The sequence below is a fragment of the Methanobacterium petrolearium genome, from assembly GCF_017873625.1.
Taxonomy (GTDB): Archaea; Methanobacteriota; Methanobacteria; order Methanobacteriales; family Methanobacteriaceae; genus Methanobacterium; species Methanobacterium petrolearium.
This window is the reverse complement of record NZ_JAGGKL010000012.1, coordinates 35,001-55,610: the sequence shown is the minus strand read 5'-3', so window position 1 is coordinate 55,610 and position 20,610 is coordinate 35,001. Positions and strand designations below refer to the sequence as shown.

The window sequence follows — 20,610 nt, the reverse complement described above, 5'->3', positions numbered from 1 at the left end:
TTAAAACTCATTGGAGTAGCTTTAATTTTCAAAAAAATGATTCAGCTTTCCAATGACTATTTATTAAATAATTATTTTTTTAAACCTTTTTTTTAGCCTATTTATTTTAGACTAGTTTGATAACTATTTAAAATGCTTTTGTTATGATCTATTTGTTTAACAATTATATTGGAGCAGTAAATAATCATATTCTTTACTTAAAGTAATCTGATAATCATGGTTTTTTCTTTGACGAAATCCAGTTTATCAATAAGTTTAATGGCTTTTTGCACGTTTTTTTCCAGGGCATGGTGGGTTACCATGAATATGGGAACTGCATCCGTCTGATCTACCTTTCTCTGGCTTACAGACTCAATACTTATATCCAGATCACTTAAAATACCGGATAAGGAATGTAAGACTCCGGGTTTGTCTAATGCAGTTATTCGCAGATAATATTTGGACTCCACATTTGACATGTCCTTGATCTTTTTCACCCTACTTTCAGAGGGTCCGTAGGCCACAGAACTGTCCATGTCCTGCATTATATCTATGCAATCGGCCACCACAGCACTGGCAGTAGGCATCATACCTGCACCCTGACCGTACATAAGCACAGGACCTCCAATATCACCCACAATGTAAACTGCGTTAAAAACATCATTAACCGAGGCTAAAAGATGGGTTTGAGGCACTAAGGTGGGATGAACCCTTATTTCAAGTTTTCCGTCCTCATCAACCTGGGCTATAGCCAGAAGTTTCACCACTGAGTTCAGTTCTTTCCTGGCGAATTTAATATCATCCGGTTTGATTCGGGTGATTCCTTCCACATGGAAATTTTCCTGGGAAACGTAAATTCCAAAGCCAAGCATGCTCAATATTATAAGTTTCTGAGCAGTATCATGTCCTTCAATATCAAAAGTAGGGTCTTGTTCTGCATAACCCATCAACTGGGCTTCTTTTAAGACCACATCAAAGTCAAGTCCTGCATCATCCATTTTGGTCAGTATATAATTAGCAGTTCCATTAATAATTCCGTAAACAGTTTCTATATTGTTAGCTGCCAGACCATTATTCAATGGTGCAAGTAAAGGGATTCCTCCCCCAACACTGGCCTCAAAACAGATCCTCACATGGTTTTTAATGGCGCAATCCATAATTTCCTGCCAGTGTTTAGCTAAAAGCGCCTTATTAGCAGTTACCACATGTTTGCCATTTTCCATGGCCTTTAAAATGAAGTTAAGTGCGGGTTGGTAACCACCGATAAGTTCGATGACGATGTTGATTTCATCATCCTCCAGGATATCATCCACATTGGTGGTAAGAACCTCAGGGTCCACATCCACCCCCCGATCAGTGGTTATGTCCAAGTCCACTATTTTCTTCAACTTAACTTTTTTCTGAACCTTATCCTCAATAAGATGCATATTTTTACCTAAAGTGGCTACAACCCCACTTCCAATGGTTCCAAAACCTATGAGTCCTATATTGATAGTTTCCTCCATCAATGTGCCTCCCTAATTCCCATTTACCTTAAACTTTATTTGATGATCCCATTTACTTTAAACTCTATTTGATGATTATATGATCTTCAATCCAGATTTAAATTTTTTAATTTAATGTATTCACCTAGAGATTCTCTGGTGGTTCCCACAATCAAACGGTAATAAGTTTTTTTGCCCATAACTTTCTCTAATTTTCCCCTGGCAGTTATTCTCTCCCCTTCTCTGGCCTGGCCAGAATAAGTGTGTGTGTAAGATGCCACTTCCTTTATAGGTGCGTGATGACCTTCCAGTATGTCCACCTCTTCCACCTGGTAAACTGCAGGATTGTCAAAGGCAGCCAGTGCATCACTAACAGTAGCCTCAATTTTCACCGTCCCACAGGGCTCGTAGGTTTCCTCACCATAGTTTCCTTTGATCTCATCCCATTCTCTGGTGGCTAAAATATCAAAAAGAGTGCCATCTACCACTCCCCGGTTATTTTTCCGGTTCTCATACCAGCAAAACTCATCATAACTCAAAGTTGAGTCCTTAATACGTTTATCATAAAGCCGAGCCCAATAATCATCAGCTATAGCTTTTAAAGGGCTATTATTGTCATTTTTAAGCGATTTAAATGTTTCCATTGCTTTCTGGTGGTTTTTAAGACCGTATACTACAAAATCAATATCAGAAACTAGGGGATCATACAGGTCGGGCAGTACAGATCCAGAGATGCCCAGATGTTTTTGTCTGATTCCTGCTTCATCCTGGAAGGTGTTGGCAACCTTAATCACCTTTAAGAGAAGTTCATCAGGATAAGGGTGGTTCATGATCTCGGTTAGACGTTTTACAGGGTTCAATATCTTTTCCACCTTTTCTACTGGAACACCCATCATTTCAACCCGAGTTACTTCGCAATCAAAGAGATATTCTGGAAAGTTATCATTTAAAAAAGTGTAAGCTTGTTTGGAATCAACTTTGCTGTACCTGGAACCATCACGGGATCTATCTCCATCTGGATCAGGAATGTAACGTAAAAATGAAAGTATTCTGTCTTTAGGATGTAGATATGTGGTGGTAGCCAAGAAAAGATCGTCCTTGGTGTAGATAAAATCTCTGACTCTGGCTCGCATGCATTAATTTAATGAAGGGCAACATTATTAAATATGATAGTTAAAAGACTAATACCTGGACAGGACCTGAAGAGGGCCCTGGAGGAAATCAGGGACGAAAAAGATTTAAAATCAGGTGTAATCATCTGTATGGTGGGAAGTCTCGATAAAGCTGTTCTCAGAATGGCTAATGGTGATAATAATATCATAAGTGGTCCTTTAGAGATCATATCTGCTACTGGAACCATTGCCACTGATGGAGTCCACATTCACCTGGCTGTTTCTGATAGTGAAGGGGTGGTTACTGGGGGACATCTGATGAGTGGCAGTCAGGTGCACACCACAGTTGAACTATGCATTTTAACTTCAGATAAAATTTTTAAACGCGAATTCGACTCTGAAACTGGTTACAATGAACTGATAATTATTGATAAGCAGGAATGAACTATCAAATCACATAATACATCTAAAGAATGGGTAAATGGTGGGACTAATGAAACAGATAAATCTTGAACCTGGGATGTTGTATGACGGGAGCCAGATCAAACCAATGTGGGCCTTCCAGAGATTAGGGTTGAAGGGTTCCAGTATTGTAAGCTGGAGGGGTCCTATGAATATCCAACCAGATGAGTTAATTGATTATGAAGATGTGGGGTTGGAGATAAAATCAGATGAAATGCTCCACTTCATAATAGAACACTTCGATGCCCAGCCAGCAGACATGAGACTCTGCTACCACCGTCAAAGGATCCTGGTCATGATTGTTCAGAACTTACTCAGGGAAATAGGAATTATAACCCATAGAAAGGGGGATGATCTCTACTGTGATGGGGGGAAACTCAGTGTATCCATAGCTTCATGTTCTGTCAGTAGCATGAAGATCCATTTTGCCATGAACATCACCACCCAGGGAACACCTGAAAACATCAAAACTGCGGGCTTAATGGAGTGTTCGGAAAATTTAGACATGTTAAAAGTTTCTAAATTATCTGATAACATATCAAAAACATATATTGATGAAATATTGGATATAGAAGAAGATATATCTAAAACAAGAGTATTTTAACTGGATAATAAAAGAATAATCCATCAAAATCACCTATTAAAAATAAAAATCATTCATTAAAAGGCAATTATTAGTATAAGATTGTAGAAGGTCATTAAATGAAAATAATAATCAACGGAATACACGCTAATTTACGGTTTTCATCAGCTCACATGATCCCCTGCCACCAGTTCTGTGGAGGAATACACGGTCACTCTTACCACGTGGATGTGAAAGTCGATGGGGAACGCGGAGGCCCATTTGGATTCGTGGTGGACTTTAAAACAGTTAAGGCAATTGTAAGGGACATGTGCAAAAAACTGGATCATAAACTGCTCTTACCGGAAAAAAGTAATGAAATAGATTTTAAAAGCAAGAAAAGGTCATTAAAGTTTGTTATTGGAGATAAAGAATACAAAATTCCCAGAGAAGACTGTTGTTTTCTTCCATTATCCTCCACTTCTGCTGAAGACATGGCGGAGTACTTTGCAGAACAGCTTTTCCAGGCACTCCTCCAAGAGGAGGCAGACATCAAAAGTGTGGGGATTTGTGTGAACGAAGGCATAGGTCAAGGTGCATATTTTGAAAAAACAGCATAATAAGGGGGATTTAACATAAAAACCCGTATTTCTGAAATTTTCTCCAGCATTCAGGGTGAAGGGAAGCTTATAGGCACAAGACAGGTATTTGTAAGGTTTTCCGGATGTAACCTTAACTGTAACTACTGTGACACACCTTTAAACCGTGACCCAGACTATGGAACTGAATTTGACATAAAAACGTTGCAAAAAAAGGTAGATGAGCTTGTAACACCTGATTTTCATTCTATTTCACTCACTGGTGGAGAACCCCTGATGCAGGCTGATTTTATTAAGATTTTCCTGGAAGAATACAGTTTTCCTGCTCTTTTAGAAACAAATGGATCTTTACCTGGTGAAATAGCGAAATTAGTAGAATTAATAGACTATGTGTCTTTAGATATAAAATTACCTGAACATAAAGCGTTTTCCAACTGGAATGATCTATTCAACAGGGAAATAGAATCCATAAAGATATTAATAGAGGAGGGGATAAATACTTACTGTAAGTTGGTAGTACAACCCTCAACACATACAGAGACTGTGAGCTCTATAGCAGCTAGAATAAAGGATGAAATCCCATACGCATCCAAATTGACCCTGGTTGTCCAGCCGGCCAGCCCTATGGATTTTTGGGCTGGGAAAACTCATAAGTTACTGGAAATTTCTGAGAAAGCAGGAGAACATTTAGATGTTTTAACTATACCCCAGGTTCATAAGTTTCTTAAACTGAGATAGGAGGTATCTAGATGGAAATGGACACTCAAATGACTGTACACGACGCAATGACCTCAAGTGTAATAACTGTAGACCCCCATACAAACGTAGCCCAAGCTGCAGCTATAATGAGCCAGAAGGGCATCGGATGTCTTATCATCAAAAGTAATTCAGAACCAGAAGGACTGGTAACTGAAAGTGATATTATAACTAAGGTTGTTTCAAGGGATATCCAGGCTAGTCAAATAACTGTACAAGAAGTTATGACTAAAAACCTCATAGAAATCGACCCTGGAAGCGAACTTAACGAAGCAGCAAGAACCATGGCAAAAAACAAGATAAGAAGGTTGCCAGTTGTGAATAATGGAGTTCTTGTTGGCATATTAACCTCCACTGATGTCATGACAGTATCACCAGAACTCACTGAGATACTGGTGGAAAATGCCAGGATGGAAACCCCGATTGAATATTCTTCTAATGAAAAATCCGTACCTGGAACCTGTGAAGTATGTGGAAATTACCTTGACTACTTGGAAGAAGTGGATGGCAAGTACGTGTGTGAGGAGTGTAAAGACGAAATAGAGGGTGAATAATCTTGAACCCGGTGGGAAAAATAATGACCCCGGATCCTGTCACCGTATCTGCGGATACCCCTGCCACCAAAGTAAGATCTGTATTCCGTGAAGAAGGATTCCGCACCATACCTGTAGTATCCCAGAACCGTTTGGAAGGTATCATAACCCGTGGGGACATGTTGAATATTTCCTCAACCAAGTCTAACATAGATGCCAGGGGAATAATGGGACGTCCATTAGTCATAGCCACTCCAGACATGGAACTAACCTCACTTGCACGGAAGATCATGGAAGCTGGTACAGTATACGCTCCTGTGGTTGAATCACAGGATGACATGCATCTGGTGGGAATAATAACTGTTGCTGATATTCTAAGAAAATTACTTTACAATGGTGCCACTCCCAGAGACCAAACCCTGGAAGGGGTTTTTAACTCTCAAGTAGTCACCTGTAATCACCATGACCAGATATCTCATGTCTGGAAAAGGATGGATGAAACAGGATTTTCCGGTCTTCCAGTGATTAAGAAGAATAAGATCATTGGAATCATTACTCGGATGGACATCATCAGGTCAGGGCATGTTCGGATGGGTCGTGAATCACAATCCCATGAGACCAGGGGAGCAGTTATGGTGGAAAAGATCATGAAAACCCCTCCGTTAGTGGCAACATCCAGCACCACCGTCCATGAAGCAGCAGAAATGTTATTAGAATATGATATTGGACGCCTACCCATTGTGAAAAATCCAATATATGTTAAAAGAGAACCTCGAAGAGCTAAAGAAGCCGATCTAATTGGTATAGTTTCAAGAGAAGATATTTTATGGTCTTATATCAACTGATATTCTACCAATCATCTGAAAAATTATCAAAAATGGGTTCTAAACTATTTTTAAGTCATTATGATAACTTTATAACTCAATCAAGGTTATCTCTTTATTAGAGGTGTATAGATGAGAAAAAAACAAACCATAAACCTGGTGAAATCTATGGACCGTGGTCCATTGGAATTTGAAACCCACGCATCCCAGCATGAGGGAGACGTGATGAGCATAGCAACTAAGAAGGTGGTAACCGCACCTCAAACAGCCACCATAAAGGAAGCGGCTGAGACAATGGTAAAAAACAAGTTCAGAAGGCTTCCCATAACTGATCCAGGGAGTGAAAAGCTCCTGGGAATAGTTACCTCCATGGACATTTTGGACTTTCTGGGAGGTGGGGACAAATACAAGATCCTGGAAGAAAAACACCAAGATAACTTCCCCGCAGCCATCAATGAACCGGTGAAGATGATAATGACCCGTGAAGTGGAAACCATCAACACCAAAGACTCCCTAACCAATGCAGTCACTAAAATGACAACTAAAGGAGTGGGAGCCCTCCCAATAGTAGATTCTGAACATAAAATAGCAGGAATAGTATCTGAAAGAGACTTCGTACTCCTGATGGCGGGAGTGCTCACTGACGAGGTGGTGGAAGACTACATGCATAACAATGTAATCACTACTACTCCCGGAACACGAATTGAAGGCGCATCAAAGATAATGGTCAGAAACAAACTCCGCAGAATCCCAGTAGTAGGAGAAGAGCGTAAGACCCCTCACCCTGAGAAAGATAAGATCGTAGGTATTGTCACCGCCACTGACATACTGGAATTTCTGGGTAAAAACAGTGCCTTCCAACACATGATAACCAACAGTGCCGAGGAAATCCTCAACACCACCATCACCGAGATCATGGAACACGAGGTAATCACCGCCACAGCCATCACCCGCCTGGGAGATATCTGTGACATCATGGAAGAAAAAGGCATCGGAGGACTTCCAGTAGTCAATAATGGGGAATTACAGGGAATAATAACAGAAAGTGACATATTAAGGGCCGTAAGTAGCTAATTGCTGCTTTAATAAAATTTTAGGGGCGAGTAGCATGATGAAAATCGAGGATGTAATGAACGAGGATGTAATATTAGTTGAAGAAAATGAACAAGTAAGTCACGCCCGAAACCTCATGCTCAAACACGGCTACAGCCGTATTTTAGTGGTTAACCCGGAAGGTAAACCAGTGGGCATCCTAACTGAAAAAGACTTAATAAGAAAAATGAGGTCCAACGGACCAAAATGGAAAAGAAGAACCATAGATAACATCGCCATCCACAGAATAATGACACCAGACCCGGTGACTATCAGTCCTTTTAAGGAAGTAAGGGAAGCAGTTGAGCTCATGATCAAAAATGACATCAGCTCTATTCCAGTAGTGGATGAAGATGAAGTTGTGGGAATTGTAACCAAAAGTGACCTCATGGAGTTCTACAACCAAAAATACACGGGTAAATGGAAAGTATCTCAACTCATGACTGATGAAGTGGTGACTGTTAATGAAAATCACAGCATAGGTCATGTGATAAGTTTAATGGAAGACAAAAAGATAGGTAAAGTTGTAGTGATCAGAGATAAGGAGCCAGTGGGAATCATCACCTCTGCCAACATATCATTTGCCAATGTAGAAGATCCTGAAACAGGGGTTAGTGTGGAAAAAATAGCATTCCTGCGCAAAACCGACGGACAAGAGAAGAGAAATGTTCGCGAGGTATCCATGCTGACTGCCAGTGATATCATGAACAACCACCTCATAAAAATCGGACAGGATGAAGATGCAGCCATGGCAGCTGACTTAATGATGAAAAAGGATGTCAGCGGAATTCCAGTGGTGAAAGATGATGAACTAATGGGAATAATCACAAAAACGGATATAATCCGTGGAATCCAGTAACTGGGGGAATCTAAAATGCATGTCAAAGATATAATGGCAAAAGATGCAGTTGTTGTAGATAAAGACCAGAACATTCACGATGCACTGAAACTAATGAAAAAACACAAGGTATCCAGATTACCAGTTATAAACACCAACCAGAATCACCAGAAAGAATTAGTAGGGATAATAACTGAGAAAGACATAGCCTTACGCCTGGGATCATCCAAATACGGCAATCTAGCACCTTCCCATTTTCATGTATCCACAGTGATGACCTCACAACCATTAACTGCTGAGGGCAACCAGACACTGGGAACTGCAGCTCAAATAATGCTGGATAACACGATTGGTGGACTGACTGTCATGGATGGCAACCAGATCATAGGTATGATCACCAAAACCGATTTTTTGGAAACATGCCAGGGCAGACCTTTCAATGACATAACTGTTAAAGAAAGGATGCATACCAGCATAACCACCATCGGACCACAGGATCGTCTGGTTCACGCCAGAAGGATCATAATAGATAAGGGGATTGGTAGATTACCTGTAACTGAAGAGGGACAACTTCAGGGGATGATAACTGCCAAGGACATAGCCCTGGCAATGATGTCCTTCCGTAAGGTTGTTCCAGATAAATACAAACCTGCCAGGATAAGAAATCTGTTGGTGGAGGATGTAATGGTCCAAAACGTCAAAACGATATCCGAAGAAAGTACAATATCTGAAATAGCACTTATCATGCTGGATAATAACTTCAGTGGCCTTCCAGTGGTGGATGACCAGGGCATGACTGGTATCATCACCAAGACTGACATCCTGAAACTGATAGTTGAACTGGAAAAGTCTGATTGAAATATTAGAAGAACACAGTTAGGGGTTAAATCTCCCCTTTTTAACTTTTTTTTAGAATATAAAGTTTCATAATGGATAATTCAAACATATGTTATTATTATGAGAGAAAAAAACATCCCTGATTTACTGGCCCAGGAAGAAGTATCTCAACTACTTAATGTACCCTCTCAGAGATTGGAAGAAGCTTACTGGAAGGGAACTGTAAAAAATTACCAGAAACATAACCTGGAAGCCATTCAGTTTAGAAAAGGAGTAGGATCAGTGGAAGCGGGGACCGTGGTCCTAATGGGGGAGGAAATAGAGGTCATAAGGGGTTTCCCCAAGATAAGAAGAACTTTATTGCTTAAACCAGCATTGGAGAAACATTTCACCAGGAAAGATGTGGCTGTAGAAGAGAAGATGAACGGGTACAACGTACGCATAGCCTGCATAGATCACAGGATAATTGCCTTCACGCGGGGGGGCTATGTATGTCCTTACACAACCCGTAAAGCAAATGAAATACTTGACCTGGATCTTTTCTTCCAGGAAAATCCTGACATGGTGATCTGTGGAGAAATGGTGGGCACATTAAACCCATACGTGTCCCATTACTATCCAGAAGTGGGAAAACTGGGGTTCCGTATTTTCGATTTAAGGGAAAAAATCACCAACACCCCACGGACTGTAATGGATAAAAGGGAATTACTGGAAGAATATGGTCTGGAACCAGTACGTCTATTGGGAATATTCCCTGTCAAGGAGGCTCCTGAGAAAATTCTTGAGATTGTCAGGGATCTGGGTTATAACGATCGGGAGGGAGTGGTGATGAAGGATCCCATGATGCAACTGGAACCTTTAAAGTACACTTCATCCCAGGCACAGGCATCTGAACTGGAATATGCACTTAGTTATCCTTTTGACCTGGCCCGAGCATTTCTTTTTAGCAGGATCATACGGGAAGGATTTCAGGCCTATGAAATGGATGAAACAGATGATGAACTCCGTGAAAGGGCTCTTAGAATGGGAGAATCCATTATTTATCCCATGCTAAGAACCATAAAAAAGGTTAAAGAAGGTGAAATTGCAGCCGAAGACCTGGTGATAGAGGTGGAAAACCAGGAGGAAGCCGAGGAGTTCATACGCCATTTACGGGATTTGAAGGTGATGGCAACTTTAGTTGAAATTAAAGACAAGAAAGCAGTTATAAGAAGAATACACCAGTCCACCAATGATAAGGTGAACAATTATCTTCAGGGTGGATTATATTAAAACCATGATACAATTATTACTTTTTATACCTGAAGAATTAATATAACTCCCATTAGGTTTATAATCTCATTAGTTTATTACACAGTCAACAAAATTCAAGGTAAAAATTATGAAGATAGGTTTTTTTGGACCAGCAGGAACTTTCACAGAAGAAGCAGCATCCACCCTGGAGGGTGACCTGGTACCTTATGACACCATACCTGAAGTATTCCAGGCAGTACACCTTAAAAAAGTTAACCTGGGAGTTGTTCCCATTGAAAACTCCATTGAAGGTTCGGTGGGTGTGACATTGGACCTTCTGGCTCACCAGTACCTCTTGAAAATCAAGGGTGAAATAACAATCCCCATAAGCCTAAACCTCCTAATAAACCCTGATGAGGAATTAGAAGATGTAAAGGTGGTTTACTCCCATTACCAACCACTGTCCCAATGTCGCCTGTTTCTGGAGAAAATGGGGGTGAGAACCCAGGCCACACGCAGCACTGTTGAAGCGTCAGAGATGATAAAAACTGAAAAAAATGGGGCAGCCATTGGAACTCGCAGGGCAGCTAATTTATATGGGCTTAAAATAGCTGCAGAGAACATTCAGGACCATGCTAACAACATGACCAGATTCGTGGTGATAGACCATGATGACCATGCCCCCACAGGTAAAGACAAAACATCTGTGGTATTGTGTTTATCTGATGACCGTCCTGGTGGTTTGTATGAAATATTAGGTGAATTTGCCAGTGATAATATAAATTTAACCAAGATAGAATCTAGGCCATCTAAGGAGAAACTGGGAAGGTATATCTTCTTTGTGGATTTACAGGGTCATCGCAAGGATATAAAAATCATGAATGTTATAAATAGAATAAGATCAAAGGTAGGATACATAAAGATTTTAGGATCATATCCTCAGGAAGGAGATGATTAAAATAGTTTCAGATGGAAAAAAGCTCAACAAAGAATTAGAAGAGCTTGAAAAAGATTATAGTAAAGGAAATACATCTAAAAAGGAATATTTCGCCCATAAAAGAGATATTGAGCAGAAAATGGAGACCTTACGGGTTGCCGATCACGTGCGAAGGATGCAGGGTAGACTGGGATCTGAAAAATCCCTTGATCACTGGTCAGACCAGGAACAGGAAAAGAAAAAACTGGCTGATGAAGCAGAAAAAGAGGAAATGATTAAACAGTATATTACCAATCCTAGTTCTATTAAAGGTAAAGAAATTCCCAGCAGGGAATGGTTTGGTGAGAGGGCTAAGCTAGGTTTAATGGCCTTTGTTGCCCTGGCATTACTTGTAGGAACTTCCATGGGATTCATATTCATTAATGAACCATCCGAAACAGCTTCAGTTTCTATGCTGGTTAATGACAGTGCATTCCCACCAGTAGCCAACAACACAACCACCCTTACAACTAACACCACAACTACTGCAGATACCACTAACACAGCTACCAATACTCAAACTACAACAACGTCTACGCCAACCACGACCAATACTCAAACTACGCCAAACAATAATGATGACAATAGTGGAGACACAGAACCCACTAACCAAACAGGTTAAATGAGGTACAAAAAAAGTACCTTTTTATTTTGGCAGTTGATTCAAACACAAAATTTTATTTATTCTCCAACTAAAAATCGTATTAGAAAATACAATTAGAAGGTGTTCTTTTATGCGTAAAATTCTCCCACTAATCTTAATAGTAACCATCTTCATGGTGGTCCTGGTATCAGGATGCATCACCAATGAGGAAAAAGAGAACAATAGCAACAATTATACTCAGGGAGGCATGTTCTTCCAGTACCCTCCTTCATGGGGAGTTGCTGAAGTTAACTCAACTGACGGAGTGGCTGCAGTGGGAGATCCAGAAACTGTGATCAATGGAAAGCCAACCACCTCAGTGGTCATCCAAAAATACAACAACACCAACAACTACAACCTTCAAACAGCTTATAGTCAGAATTATGCATCATACTTTAACAATACCGGCAGAGTCAAGGTTTCTGAGGGAAATTTTACCCTGAACAATGCCAAGGCTTATGAGATGGTATACACTTCTTCAGACTCAGGGGTTAAGAAAAAGTACCGGGCAGTATGGCTGCAGAAAGGCCAGAATATCTACGTAATACTGGCCAGTGCCAAGGTAGAAGACTACGATGCCCAGCAATCCAACTTTGACATGGTAATAAACAGTTTCCAGGCATCATAGGATCATAATCAACCATGCTGTAATAATCCCTATTTTTTTTAAATTTCCCTTATTTCTCTTCTTTTTGCTGATTGAACTATTATCTGGACTTGATTAGATTTTGCATTACTAAATATCAATGGTATTTTTAGATTGGGTAATTTTCATATTCCCAAAAATTTCTATATCTCCACTCTTTATATACAAAAATTTTATATGTTAAACTGATACAATACTAAATGTTATAATGCTATCTTCACAGGGCAGACTGGCGGATGTATAAGTCAATAAAATCTGCTTTTATTTTATTCAATCCTGTGGTAAATTTCCTGTGGTGTAATTAATCCATCTTAATATGCAAAATACGAAATTTTGGCCCGGATTTTATCCTTTAATCCAGTTTAGGACTTAAAATGTGTTTTGAGGTAAAGGCAATCAACACTAGCTAGGGAAAATTATCGGTGGGGATTGAACACCCACATATGATGATATTGGGCTTGTGAAGGTTTATAATAATAATTCATTGTGTCTTAAGTGACATTTAGGATTATCCACTAATAGATCAGGAGGAATGGAGAAATGGTATTGCCAGTATGCGATGTCTGTTTAAAGAGCGGAATGTTATGTCAAGGTTGTGAGAATAAGCTGAAAACAGGAGAAATCAGTCAGCTTGACTTGGACATTGCAAAAATCCTCTACAGGTTGGGTGATGGTAAAATAGGTTTCAAAAAAACCATCGAGATTGGAGACGTGGTTATCATCATCACCGAGAAAAACCAAGTGGGTAAACTCATAGGCAAAGGCGGTAAAATAGTAAGGGAAATATCCAAAACCATCGAGAAAAAGGTGAGGGTGGTTGGAGAGGACTCTGACCTGAAAGCCGTGGCCACTGACATATTAGCACCTGCACGTGTTTCCGGGATTAACATAGTTTATGGGAAAGACGGAGAAGAAAGATATAAGATTCGTGTAAGGCGAGAGGATGCCCGGAGATTACCTGCTAAGTTAGACCTTTTAAACAACATTATACAAGAGTTAACCGGGGAGAAGACCCAAGTGGTTATAGACCGGAATAACTAGAATGTGAAGATTCTTTTTAAACAGTTGAACTAGTAAAAAATAAGGAATTAAAACGAAATCTTATGGATTTAAGGGGATAAAATTATGGCAATCGTGCTGTGCGTTACGGGTAGTGTGGCTGCTGTTGAAACAGTGAAACTGGCCAGGGAACTTAAAAGGAAGGGTTTCCAGGTCAAATGTTTCATGAGCGATGGGGCATGTGACATAATCAATCCCTATGCCCTGGAATTTGCCACTGGTGAGGCAGTGATAACCAAACTCACCGGGGAAATTGAGCATGTTAAATATGCTGATGAAGATCTGATTCTGGTGGCCCCGGCCACAGCCAACGTCATAAGTAAATTCGCCTATAAAATCGCAGATAACCCCATTAACACCCTTCTACTCACAGCCAGTGGCTATAACACACCCATTGTTTTTGTACCATCCATGCACCAGTCCATGTACAGGGCAGTGGACGAAAACGTCCAGAAACTAAAAAGGGAGGGTGTGGTGTTCATGGAGCCTAAAGAGGAGGAAAACAAGGCTAAATTCCCATCCATTGATGATATTGTCCTCCAGGCTCAGAAATCCACTTCAAAAGGTGGATTGGAAGGTAAAAAAGTTTTAATTAGTGCAGGGGGTACCTATGAGGAACTTGACCCCATCAGAGGTATAACCAATCGTAGTTCCGGTAAAATGGGATTGGAACTTGCTAAAGAATCTTTCCGCAGAGGTGCAGATGTAACCATGGTCACTGGAAGGATAGATGTAGATGTTCCGAAAGTTTTCAACCATATACGAGTTGAATCCACCCAGGACATGCATGATGAGCTGCAAAAAATCCTGATTGACTTTGATGTGTTCCTATCTGCAGCAGCAGTCAGTGATTTTACTCTAAAAAAACAGGGATCCAAGATTTCATCCCAGAATGATCTGACCATAAATCTCACCCCAGCAACAAAGATCATTAACCAGATTAAGGAATACAACCCTGAAATCTTTTTGGTCGGTTTTAAAGCAGATTACAATGTTTCAGAGGATGAATTAATCAAATCGGCTAAGAAAAGGATGAAAGAATCCGGTGCAGATCTTATGGTGGCGAATGATGTTTCAGAGGAAGGTGCTGGGTTTGGTTCCCATCAGAACAAGGTGATCTTGATTGATGAGGAGATACGAAGGGTTCCCCTAAGCACCAAGGAAGAAATATCTGTTTTAATTATGGATAGGGTTATAGAAAAGAGTTCTTAAGTTATAAAAAAGTTTTTTTTAAGTTTTATATTCTCTTTTACCTTAGAATTTAAAAAGCAAATTCACACACCAGGCAACGGTGGTCTTTCTCATAGGGCTCCAGATCCACCTTATCCACCACCCGGAAGCCATGTTCCTTTAATTTGGATGCCTCTTCCCGGAATATCTTTCTGGGTTTACGGGAAACATCAATACTTCTGGCTTTTATCATGAGCATCCCTTTACCCTCATCTTTCAAGTACATGCGCATGTTATCCATGAATATTTCAGTCTGGTTGGGTTGGGCAACATCGGAATAGAGAAAATCCACTTTTTCTGTTAAAGTTAAATAGTTCTGTGGTTTGCTGGCATCTTCCAGGAGGGGTATCATGTTTTCCCGTGCCCGGCAGACAGGTAAAAGCTCCCGCATCATACGGGGTGCAAACTCCACACAGTAGATCACACCCTCAGTGATGATATCTGAGATATGTGAAGGGGTGGTTCCGGCAGATGCACCCAGGTAAAGAATTTTAGAATCAACTTCAATCGGCAACATTTCCAAACCTTTTAAAATGGCTGCTGCCAATTTAGAACGGCGAGGATCCCATAAACGGTACTCCACACCTTCATATTCTGTCAGTTTCTCCCCATAAACCCTCACTCCTGGGTTGAGGTTACAGGTGGCCAGGTGACCTTCCAGTTCATATACACCGGTGAATTTATGCTGTGATCTATCTTCCATACATGTTCCTCAGATAAGGTTGGGTCCTTCTAGTTGATACTAATCCTTGTTAAATTCTGATAAGTGATACCTATTACACCTTGAAGATAATAGATACCTATTACACCTTGAAGTTATATTAAATTTTCCAGCAGGCACTGATTGCCAGTGCATTGTTATTTTTTTATTCAACTTTTTTTATTCAACAATTAATGCTTCCTAAATTCTTAGACTCTTTTTATATTCTAATTGGATGTTGCAGGCCATTGTAACAGTGTTCTTTTAATAGATAGAATCTCCTGTAGAATATAATTTCTGTCTTCTGTAGACAATTGATAGGGTGATTAATAGTCTAATGAATTGAATATTATCGTCTGTAGAAGATTTCAGAGTTTTACTGAGTATTGTCTGGCTATTTACAATAATTACTTGTCTTCTGTAGAATAAATTTACCTGTCCTCTTAGTAACCATTGATAGAAAGTTGAATAAACAGGTTTCAGCTTGTATTTTGTTTTGTTCCATGGTTTCCTTGAGTATGAGAAAATTATTCTTGAGTTGCTCCTCAACCCTACGGGAAAACTCAAGTGACATACACTGCCAAAATAATTGAAAAAACACTGGATATTATGGACACCACTGCCACTACATCAACCATTCACACCACCTTCCTGACATATAATCAAAGGGATCATCGTAACCTCTATTAAAACAGTGTAAGATACACATCTTCTCAACCAATCTTGATGAACACGCAATATGATGTGGTTGTAAACAGTTAACAATTAGCCGATCAACAATTTAATACTGATACTGACCTTTTTTATAACGAAACTTATCCTTTTTCTTTTTTCTCTTCTTTCCCTGTTTTTTCTTCATTTTTGACTTTTCAGTCCTTTTAGGGAAAGGATGTTCCTTGGTTATTCCTTTTAGTTTCTCCTGGAACCCTTCCTTAATTGATGGATCAAGTTTTCCTGAGAAATAATCCTTCCGCACAGCCAAACTGATCTTACCAGCCAGTGCCCGGGCGATTTTACCCCTTATCCACCATCTGGAGCCCCGAACATCAGGATGCTGGTAGATCAACCCATGTTTGGGTGGTTTCTCACCAGTCTTAAGATGACGGAAAAGAGCCTTTTCCGCCCCTAAAATTTGAACAGTGCTGGATGGAAGGAGGGCCAACCGTTTAATACCACCAGTATGAGCGATGATCTTCGCCCCTAAGGATGCCCCTACTAAATCCCTCAAATTAGGTGCCATTTCATCCATTTTCACATCAACATAGTCTGCAGTGGATTTTTTAGATTCCTGGATGGATTTAATGGTTCTGGCAAATCCCTGAATCACATCCAGATCAGCAGGGGATAAATCAGCACCCAGACTAACACTTCCCTCCAGATTCAGAACTCCGGCATTGATAACAGAATCACGGTCCCCATACTCTGCCACAAACTCCACATAACGGGCATGATCCCGGACTTCCTCCAATTCAGGGAAATGAATGGAGTACCATTCCCGAATCCTTTCGATTAGTTTAACTTCTGCTTCCTCCAATTCGTCCATGGCATGGATGGCCTGGATAAGCAACAGATCATCAGATTCAGAAGACTCTTTAAGCTTCCTTTCGGTGATCTGAATGGATAAATTACGGATAACACTCTCCAAATCTTCATCAAGATCCAGAAAACCAGTTTCCTGGAGAACTTCCTCCAGGTGGGATCGAAGATAATCCCCACCTTTACTGGGGATCTGCAAGGTGAATATAGAATTATATTTAAGGTTTTTGTAGTTGTAACTGCTTTTACCAGTTTCAATTACGATTTCATCACATATTTTACCCATTTTATTTAAAATGAACTCTTCCTCTGGATTAACAATCTTTCCCTGGCTTTGGTTCCATTTTTCCAGGAGTTCTGAAGTTGGGAAAAGTTCATAATCCAGGAGGTTAAAATCATCATCTAAGGCCACGAAGCCTGCAAAACAACCAACTACATAACACTTCATAGAATTTAATGTGTACTTGAAAGGATTTAAACCTTCTAAACTTAAGGTGTAACCATGCTGGAAGTGGAAATATGCCAGATGAAAATGAGAAACCCCACCCTTTTAGCGGCAGGGGTGATGGGAAGTACGGCGTCATCCCTAAACTGGGCAGCCAATAGTGGAGCCGGAGGAGTGGTAACCAAATCCTTTGGCCTGGAACCTAACAAGGGTTACCCCAACCCCACCACTGTGGAAGTAGAAGGGGGAATAATCAACGCCATAGGACTGTCCAACCCGGGAATGGAAGTTTTCCAGGAAGAACTGAAAAAATTGGAGGGAAACGTCCCCCAAATAGCTTCTATTTATGGTGCAACACCAGAAGAATTCTCCCAGATTGCCCGCAAGGTAGATAACATAGTGGATGCCCTGGAACTCAATGTATCTTGCCCTCATGCCATGGAAGGCTGCGGAGCATCCATAGGCCAGGATCCGGATCTAACCACCCAGATCGTGAACAAGGTTAAAAAATCAGTTAAATCCCCGGTGATAGTTAAACTAACCCCCAACGTAACTGATATTGTAGAGATAGCCAGAGCAGCAGAAAGTGGGGGTGCCGATGCCCTGACCCTCATCAACTCCCTGGGTCCGGGTATGAGGATTGACCTGGAAACAGCCAGACCAGTACTGGCCAACCGTTTTGGGGGAATGTCAGGCCCAGCCATAAAACCTATAGCCTTACGTTGTGTGTACCAGGTGCACCAGGAAGTCTCCTTACCTATAATGGGTGTGGGAGGAATCCGGGATCACCAGGATGTGGTGGAATTTTTATACGCCGGAGCATCGTGCGTCCAGATCGGAACCGCAATCATGTACCATGGACTGGACATTTTCCAGAAAATAAACATGGGCCTTTTGAAGTTCATGGAGGACAAAGGCTACCAAAAAGTGGAGGAAATGGTTGGACTGGCCCATGAATTATAACCTGATGGCGATTAAGACAGTTAATTTAAATATACATTGAAAACTTGAAAATAAAGACTAAATAACATTATAATCACATTATATGGGATGGATGGCATGAATTTTCCACAGGTAATAAAGATCAATAGGATAGTTGAGGAAACACCCACAGTGAAAACCTTCTTTTTACCCTGGGATTTTACTGATGAGATCCCGGGCCAGTTCGTCATGGTCTGGAACTTCCAGGATGAAAAACCCATGTCCATCTCCAGTATTGATCCAGTTAATGATGAGATCGGTATTTCAGTGAAGATGGTGGGACCCTTCACCCAGGCACTGCACAAACTCCAGGAAAACGACCAGTTAGGTTTAAGAGGGCCATATGGCAGTGGATTCCGGATTGCAGGTTCCCGGGTGCTGGCAGTAGGTGGGGGGATAGGAATGGCACCGGTAGCTGCCTTCACTGAGGAAGCATCCCGTAGAGGTATTGAAGTGGATGTTATAACTGCGGCCACCACCAAGGAAGAGATACTCTTTCAAAAACGACTTGAAATGGCTGGTGCCAATGTATTGCCAACCACTGATGATGGTAGTCATGGATTCTGCGGGTTTGCCACAGAACTGGCTGAAAAGCTCATAAAAGAAGAAGATTACCATATGCTGGTGGCCTGCGGTCCAGAGATCATGATGAAAAAACTCGCTGACATTTCCAATCAGCACCAGTTACCAGCTCAATTTTCCCTGGAACGATACATGAAGTGTGCCATGGGTATCTGTGGCCAGTGCTGTGTGGATGATGTGGGCTGGAGGATCTGTGTGGAGGGACCAGTATTCTGGGGAGACCAGCTACGCATGATATCAGAATTTGGACATTACCGAAGGGATGCATCAGGCACAAAACACACATTCTGAAAGAAATTAACTTTTTGATGAAAATATAAACTGATAAATAATATGAACAGATTATAATGCCTCTAAATAGATAAAGTGTATATTTTTATAAAATTAACAGCTTTAAATTAATTTTAAAAGCTGTAATCAAGTTGGGAACTGATAATAATGATTTACAAACTTAAGGGGACCTTAACATCAGCTATATTTGTGTTATTGGTACTCCTAATTTTATCACTGATAATTCTCACACCCATGCTGAGCATGATTATATTGGCGGCGGTTTTCGCCTACGCAGTGCGTCCTATAGCCCGAAAAATCCAACCATTTCTTAAATTTGAGTCTGTAGCCATACTGGTGGCCATGATGGTGATTATACTGCCTTTAATTGCCATTTTAGTATACTGTATTGATTCGCTTATACATTCTGCCCCCACACTTATCTCTGCTGCTGAATCCATGAATATAGGTGATCTGACCACAGAATCCATCCAGAATTCCACCCAGGTCCAACAGTACATCCCAGCTGATGTCTATCCTTACCTGGGATCAGCATCAGGGTTCGTGGAAACAGCTTTATTTGATATATTAAGAGGATTTGCATCCTATCTGGTTAGTCTGGTGCAATCACTCCCTAATTTGGCATTGGAACTTTTTGTATTCTTCGCAGCCACCTTCTACTTAGCCAGAGATGGGGACCGACTATGGAAATATGTTGATTTTGTTATACCCAATGATAGGAGGGGTTTTTTTGATAACCTCTTCCGGGAAGTTGACAATGTACTTAAAAGTATCTTCTTCGGACACTTCCTGACAGCTATTATTGTGGGCGCAATATCTGGAATAGGTTTCTACCTTTTAGGTTATCCTTATTCGCTATTTTTGGGAATTTTAACCGGATTTTGCCAGGTAATACCTTTCATTGGCCATTGGCCCACATATACGGTTTTAGTTATTTATGATTTCTTTGCAGGTAATTACCTGCGTCTGGTGTTGGTGGTTATTTTGAGTCTTGCTTTGAGCATCCTGGACATGTATTTAAGGCCCCAAATATCTGGTAAATATGCAGATATCCATCCCATGATATTTCTGTTGGGGTTCATCTGCGGACCACTACTTTTAGGTCTGGTAGGGTTTATAATAGGACCTCTGGTTCTGGGAGTAGCTTATGCAGCATTTTTAGCCTACAAAGAATCCAAAGAAAATGAAAGTGATGCTCCCAAAAAAGATA

23 protein-coding genes (1 of these 23 cut by a window edge) are annotated in these 20,610 nt (G+C 40.7%); 19 read left to right on the top strand and 4 right to left on the bottom strand.

Annotated features, from left to right (window positions below):
• Positions 1 to 197: 197 nt before the first annotated feature.
• Both J2743_RS10625 and J2743_RS10620 read right to left on the bottom strand, forming a co-directional pair.
• Complete coding sequence (locus J2743_RS10625) at positions 198 to 1,484, bottom strand: homoserine dehydrogenase (protein WP_209627024.1); 1,287 nt, start codon at positions 1,482 to 1,484, stop codon at positions 198 to 200.
• A gap of 86 nt (positions 1,485 to 1,570) precedes the next feature.
• A complete protein-coding gene (locus J2743_RS10620; RefSeq protein WP_209627022.1) occupies positions 1,571 to 2,596 on the bottom strand; it encodes a DNA polymerase subunit beta in 1,026 nt (341 codons plus the stop codon).
• Between the two features lie 33 nt (positions 2,597 to 2,629).
• Here J2743_RS10620 and J2743_RS10615 point away from each other — a divergent pair, with 33 nt between their 5' ends.
• The 15 genes from J2743_RS10615 (at position 2,630) to coaBC (ending at position 14,847) form a co-directional block, all read left to right on the top strand.
• On the top strand, positions 2,630 to 3,019 hold the full coding sequence (locus tag J2743_RS10615; protein ID WP_209627020.1) for a PPC domain-containing DNA-binding protein: 390 nt from the start codon (positions 2,630 to 2,632) through the stop codon (positions 3,017 to 3,019).
• 49 nt (positions 3,020 to 3,068) lie between these two features.
• On the top strand, positions 3,069 to 3,641 hold the full coding sequence (locus J2743_RS10610) for a DUF366 family protein (RefSeq protein WP_209627018.1): 573 nt from the start codon (positions 3,069 to 3,071) through the stop codon (positions 3,639 to 3,641).
• A 98-nt stretch (positions 3,642 to 3,739) separates the two neighbouring features.
• Positions 3,740 to 4,219: a 6-carboxytetrahydropterin synthase gene (locus J2743_RS10605; protein ID WP_209627016.1), complete on the top strand. Its 480-nt coding sequence runs from the start codon at positions 3,740 to 3,742 to the stop codon at positions 4,217 to 4,219.
• A gap of 15 nt (positions 4,220 to 4,234) precedes the next feature.
• Positions 4,235 to 4,936, top strand: coding sequence for a 7-carboxy-7-deazaguanine synthase QueE (locus tag J2743_RS10600; protein WP_209627049.1), 702 nt, complete (start codon positions 4,235 to 4,237; stop codon positions 4,934 to 4,936).
• An 11-nt stretch (positions 4,937 to 4,947) separates the two neighbouring features.
• Positions 4,948 to 5,508 (top strand): CBS domain-containing protein, encoded by a 561-nt coding sequence (locus J2743_RS10595; protein WP_209627014.1) that lies wholly within the window; start codon positions 4,948 to 4,950, stop codon positions 5,506 to 5,508.
• A gap of 23 nt (positions 5,509 to 5,531) precedes the next feature.
• The gene (locus J2743_RS10590; RefSeq protein ID WP_245248265.1) at positions 5,532 to 6,332 is read left to right on the top strand and encodes a CBS domain-containing protein; all 801 of its coding nucleotides are present in this window, start codon (positions 5,532 to 5,534) and stop codon (positions 6,330 to 6,332) included.
• 111 nt (positions 6,333 to 6,443) lie between these two features.
• The gene (locus tag J2743_RS10585) at positions 6,444 to 7,385 is read left to right on the top strand and encodes a CBS domain-containing protein (RefSeq protein ID WP_209627010.1); all 942 of its coding nucleotides are present in this window, start codon (positions 6,444 to 6,446) and stop codon (positions 7,383 to 7,385) included.
• A gap of 34 nt (positions 7,386 to 7,419) precedes the next feature.
• Positions 7,420 to 8,262, top strand: coding sequence for a CBS domain-containing protein (locus J2743_RS10580; RefSeq protein ID WP_245248263.1), 843 nt, complete (start codon positions 7,420 to 7,422; stop codon positions 8,260 to 8,262).
• A gap of 15 nt (positions 8,263 to 8,277) precedes the next feature.
• Positions 8,278 to 9,099, top strand: a complete 822-nt coding sequence (locus tag J2743_RS10575; RefSeq protein WP_209627008.1) for a CBS domain-containing protein — start codon at positions 8,278 to 8,280, stop codon at positions 9,097 to 9,099.
• Positions 9,100 to 9,198: 99 nt separating this feature from the next.
• The gene (locus J2743_RS10570) at positions 9,199 to 10,350 is read left to right on the top strand and encodes an RNA ligase (RefSeq protein WP_209627006.1); all 1,152 of its coding nucleotides are present in this window, start codon (positions 9,199 to 9,201) and stop codon (positions 10,348 to 10,350) included.
• A gap of 109 nt (positions 10,351 to 10,459) precedes the next feature.
• Positions 10,460 to 11,269, top strand: a complete 810-nt coding sequence (gene pheA / locus J2743_RS10565; protein ID WP_209627005.1) for a prephenate dehydratase — start codon at positions 10,460 to 10,462, stop codon at positions 11,267 to 11,269.
• Positions 11,262 to 11,909 (top strand): hypothetical protein, encoded by a 648-nt coding sequence (locus J2743_RS10560; protein WP_209627003.1) that lies wholly within the window; start codon positions 11,262 to 11,264, stop codon positions 11,907 to 11,909. Before pheA ends, J2743_RS10560 begins: the two co-directional genes overlap by 8 nt.
• A 112-nt stretch (positions 11,910 to 12,021) precedes the next feature.
• Entirely contained in the window at positions 12,022 to 12,558 is a 537-nt protein-coding gene (locus J2743_RS10555) for a PsbP-related protein (protein ID WP_209627001.1), read from the top strand.
• Positions 12,559 to 13,116: 558 nt separating this feature from the next.
• On the top strand, positions 13,117 to 13,617 hold the full coding sequence (locus J2743_RS10550; RefSeq protein WP_209626999.1) for a KH domain-containing protein: 501 nt from the start codon (positions 13,117 to 13,119) through the stop codon (positions 13,615 to 13,617).
• Between the two features lie 84 nt (positions 13,618 to 13,701).
• Positions 13,702 to 14,847 (top strand): bifunctional phosphopantothenoylcysteine decarboxylase/phosphopantothenate--cysteine ligase CoaBC, encoded by a 1,146-nt coding sequence (gene coaBC, locus J2743_RS10545; RefSeq protein WP_209626998.1) that lies wholly within the window; start codon positions 13,702 to 13,704, stop codon positions 14,845 to 14,847.
• Between the two features lie 49 nt (positions 14,848 to 14,896).
• Here coaBC and J2743_RS10540 read toward each other — a convergent pair whose 3' ends face one another.
• Positions 14,897 to 15,568: a fibrillarin-like rRNA/tRNA 2'-O-methyltransferase gene (locus tag J2743_RS10540; protein WP_209626995.1), complete on the bottom strand. Its 672-nt coding sequence runs from the start codon at positions 15,566 to 15,568 to the stop codon at positions 14,897 to 14,899.
• 564 nt (positions 15,569 to 16,132) lie between these two features.
• On the opposite strand from J2743_RS10540, the gene J2743_RS12180 reads away from it, so the two are divergent.
• The gene (locus tag J2743_RS12180; protein ID WP_280904772.1) at positions 16,133 to 16,255 is read left to right on the top strand and encodes a hypothetical protein; all 123 of its coding nucleotides are present in this window, start codon (positions 16,133 to 16,135) and stop codon (positions 16,253 to 16,255) included.
• A gap of 91 nt (positions 16,256 to 16,346) precedes the next feature.
• On the opposite strand, the gene J2743_RS10535 is transcribed toward J2743_RS12180, so the two are convergent.
• On the bottom strand, positions 16,347 to 17,549 hold the full coding sequence (locus tag J2743_RS10535; RefSeq protein ID WP_209626993.1) for an NOP5/NOP56 family protein: 1,203 nt from the start codon (positions 17,547 to 17,549) through the stop codon (positions 16,347 to 16,349).
• Between the two features lie 54 nt (positions 17,550 to 17,603).
• Here J2743_RS10535 and J2743_RS10530 point away from each other — a divergent pair, with 54 nt between their 5' ends.
• The 3 genes from J2743_RS10530 to J2743_RS10520 form a co-directional block, all read left to right on the top strand.
• The gene (locus J2743_RS10530; protein ID WP_209626991.1) at positions 17,604 to 18,509 is read left to right on the top strand and encodes a dihydroorotate dehydrogenase; all 906 of its coding nucleotides are present in this window, start codon (positions 17,604 to 17,606) and stop codon (positions 18,507 to 18,509) included.
• A 96-nt stretch (positions 18,510 to 18,605) separates the two neighbouring features.
• Complete coding sequence (locus tag J2743_RS10525; RefSeq protein WP_209626989.1) at positions 18,606 to 19,400, top strand: dihydroorotate dehydrogenase electron transfer subunit; 795 nt, start codon at positions 18,606 to 18,608, stop codon at positions 19,398 to 19,400.
• Between the two features lie 147 nt (positions 19,401 to 19,547).
• Positions 19,548 to 20,610, top strand: the 5' portion of a protein-coding gene (locus J2743_RS10520; protein WP_209626986.1) for an AI-2E family transporter. Its footprint extends 17 nt past the window's final position; 1,063 of the gene's 1,080 nt are visible here — the first part of the coding sequence; its start codon is at positions 19,548 to 19,550; its stop codon lies beyond the right edge, outside the window.

Bases quoted from the DNA above. Each gene is read 5' to 3' on its own strand.
- J2743_RS10625 (WP_209627024.1), bottom strand. From the start codon at position 1,484: ATGGAGGAAACTATCAATATAGGACTCATAGGTTTTGGAACCATTGGA.
- J2743_RS10620 (WP_209627022.1), bottom strand. From the start codon at position 2,596: ATGCGAGCCAGAGTCAGAGATTTTATCTACACCAAGGACGATCTTTTC.
- J2743_RS10615 (WP_209627020.1), top strand. From the start codon at position 2,630: ATGATAGTTAAAAGACTAATACCTGGACAGGACCTGAAGAGGGCCCTG.
- J2743_RS10610 (WP_209627018.1), top strand. From the start codon at position 3,069: ATGAAACAGATAAATCTTGAACCTGGGATGTTGTATGACGGGAGCCAG.
- J2743_RS10605 (WP_209627016.1), top strand. From the start codon at position 3,740: ATGAAAATAATAATCAACGGAATACACGCTAATTTACGGTTTTCATCA.
- J2743_RS10595 (WP_209627014.1), top strand. From the start codon at position 4,948: ATGGAAATGGACACTCAAATGACTGTACACGACGCAATGACCTCAAGT.
- J2743_RS10590 (WP_245248265.1), top strand. From the start codon at position 5,532: ATGACCCCGGATCCTGTCACCGTATCTGCGGATACCCCTGCCACCAAA.
- J2743_RS10585 (WP_209627010.1), top strand. From the start codon at position 6,444: ATGAGAAAAAAACAAACCATAAACCTGGTGAAATCTATGGACCGTGGT.
- J2743_RS10580 (WP_245248263.1), top strand. From the start codon at position 7,420: ATGATGAAAATCGAGGATGTAATGAACGAGGATGTAATATTAGTTGAA.
- J2743_RS10575 (WP_209627008.1), top strand. From the start codon at position 8,278: ATGCATGTCAAAGATATAATGGCAAAAGATGCAGTTGTTGTAGATAAA.
- J2743_RS10570 (WP_209627006.1), top strand. From the start codon at position 9,199: ATGAGAGAAAAAAACATCCCTGATTTACTGGCCCAGGAAGAAGTATCT.
- pheA (WP_209627005.1), top strand. From the start codon at position 10,460: ATGAAGATAGGTTTTTTTGGACCAGCAGGAACTTTCACAGAAGAAGCA.
- J2743_RS10560 (WP_209627003.1), top strand. From the start codon at position 11,262: ATGATTAAAATAGTTTCAGATGGAAAAAAGCTCAACAAAGAATTAGAA.
- J2743_RS10555 (WP_209627001.1), top strand. From the start codon at position 12,022: ATGCGTAAAATTCTCCCACTAATCTTAATAGTAACCATCTTCATGGTG.
- J2743_RS10550 (WP_209626999.1), top strand. From the start codon at position 13,117: ATGGTATTGCCAGTATGCGATGTCTGTTTAAAGAGCGGAATGTTATGT.
- coaBC (WP_209626998.1), top strand. From the start codon at position 13,702: ATGGCAATCGTGCTGTGCGTTACGGGTAGTGTGGCTGCTGTTGAAACA.
- J2743_RS10540 (WP_209626995.1), bottom strand. From the start codon at position 15,568: ATGGAAGATAGATCACAGCATAAATTCACCGGTGTATATGAACTGGAA.
- J2743_RS10535 (WP_209626993.1), bottom strand. From the start codon at position 17,549: ATGAAGTGTTATGTAGTTGGTTGTTTTGCAGGCTTCGTGGCCTTAGAT.
- J2743_RS10530 (WP_209626991.1), top strand. From the start codon at position 17,604: ATGCTGGAAGTGGAAATATGCCAGATGAAAATGAGAAACCCCACCCTT.
- J2743_RS10525 (WP_209626989.1), top strand. From the start codon at position 18,606: ATGAATTTTCCACAGGTAATAAAGATCAATAGGATAGTTGAGGAAACA.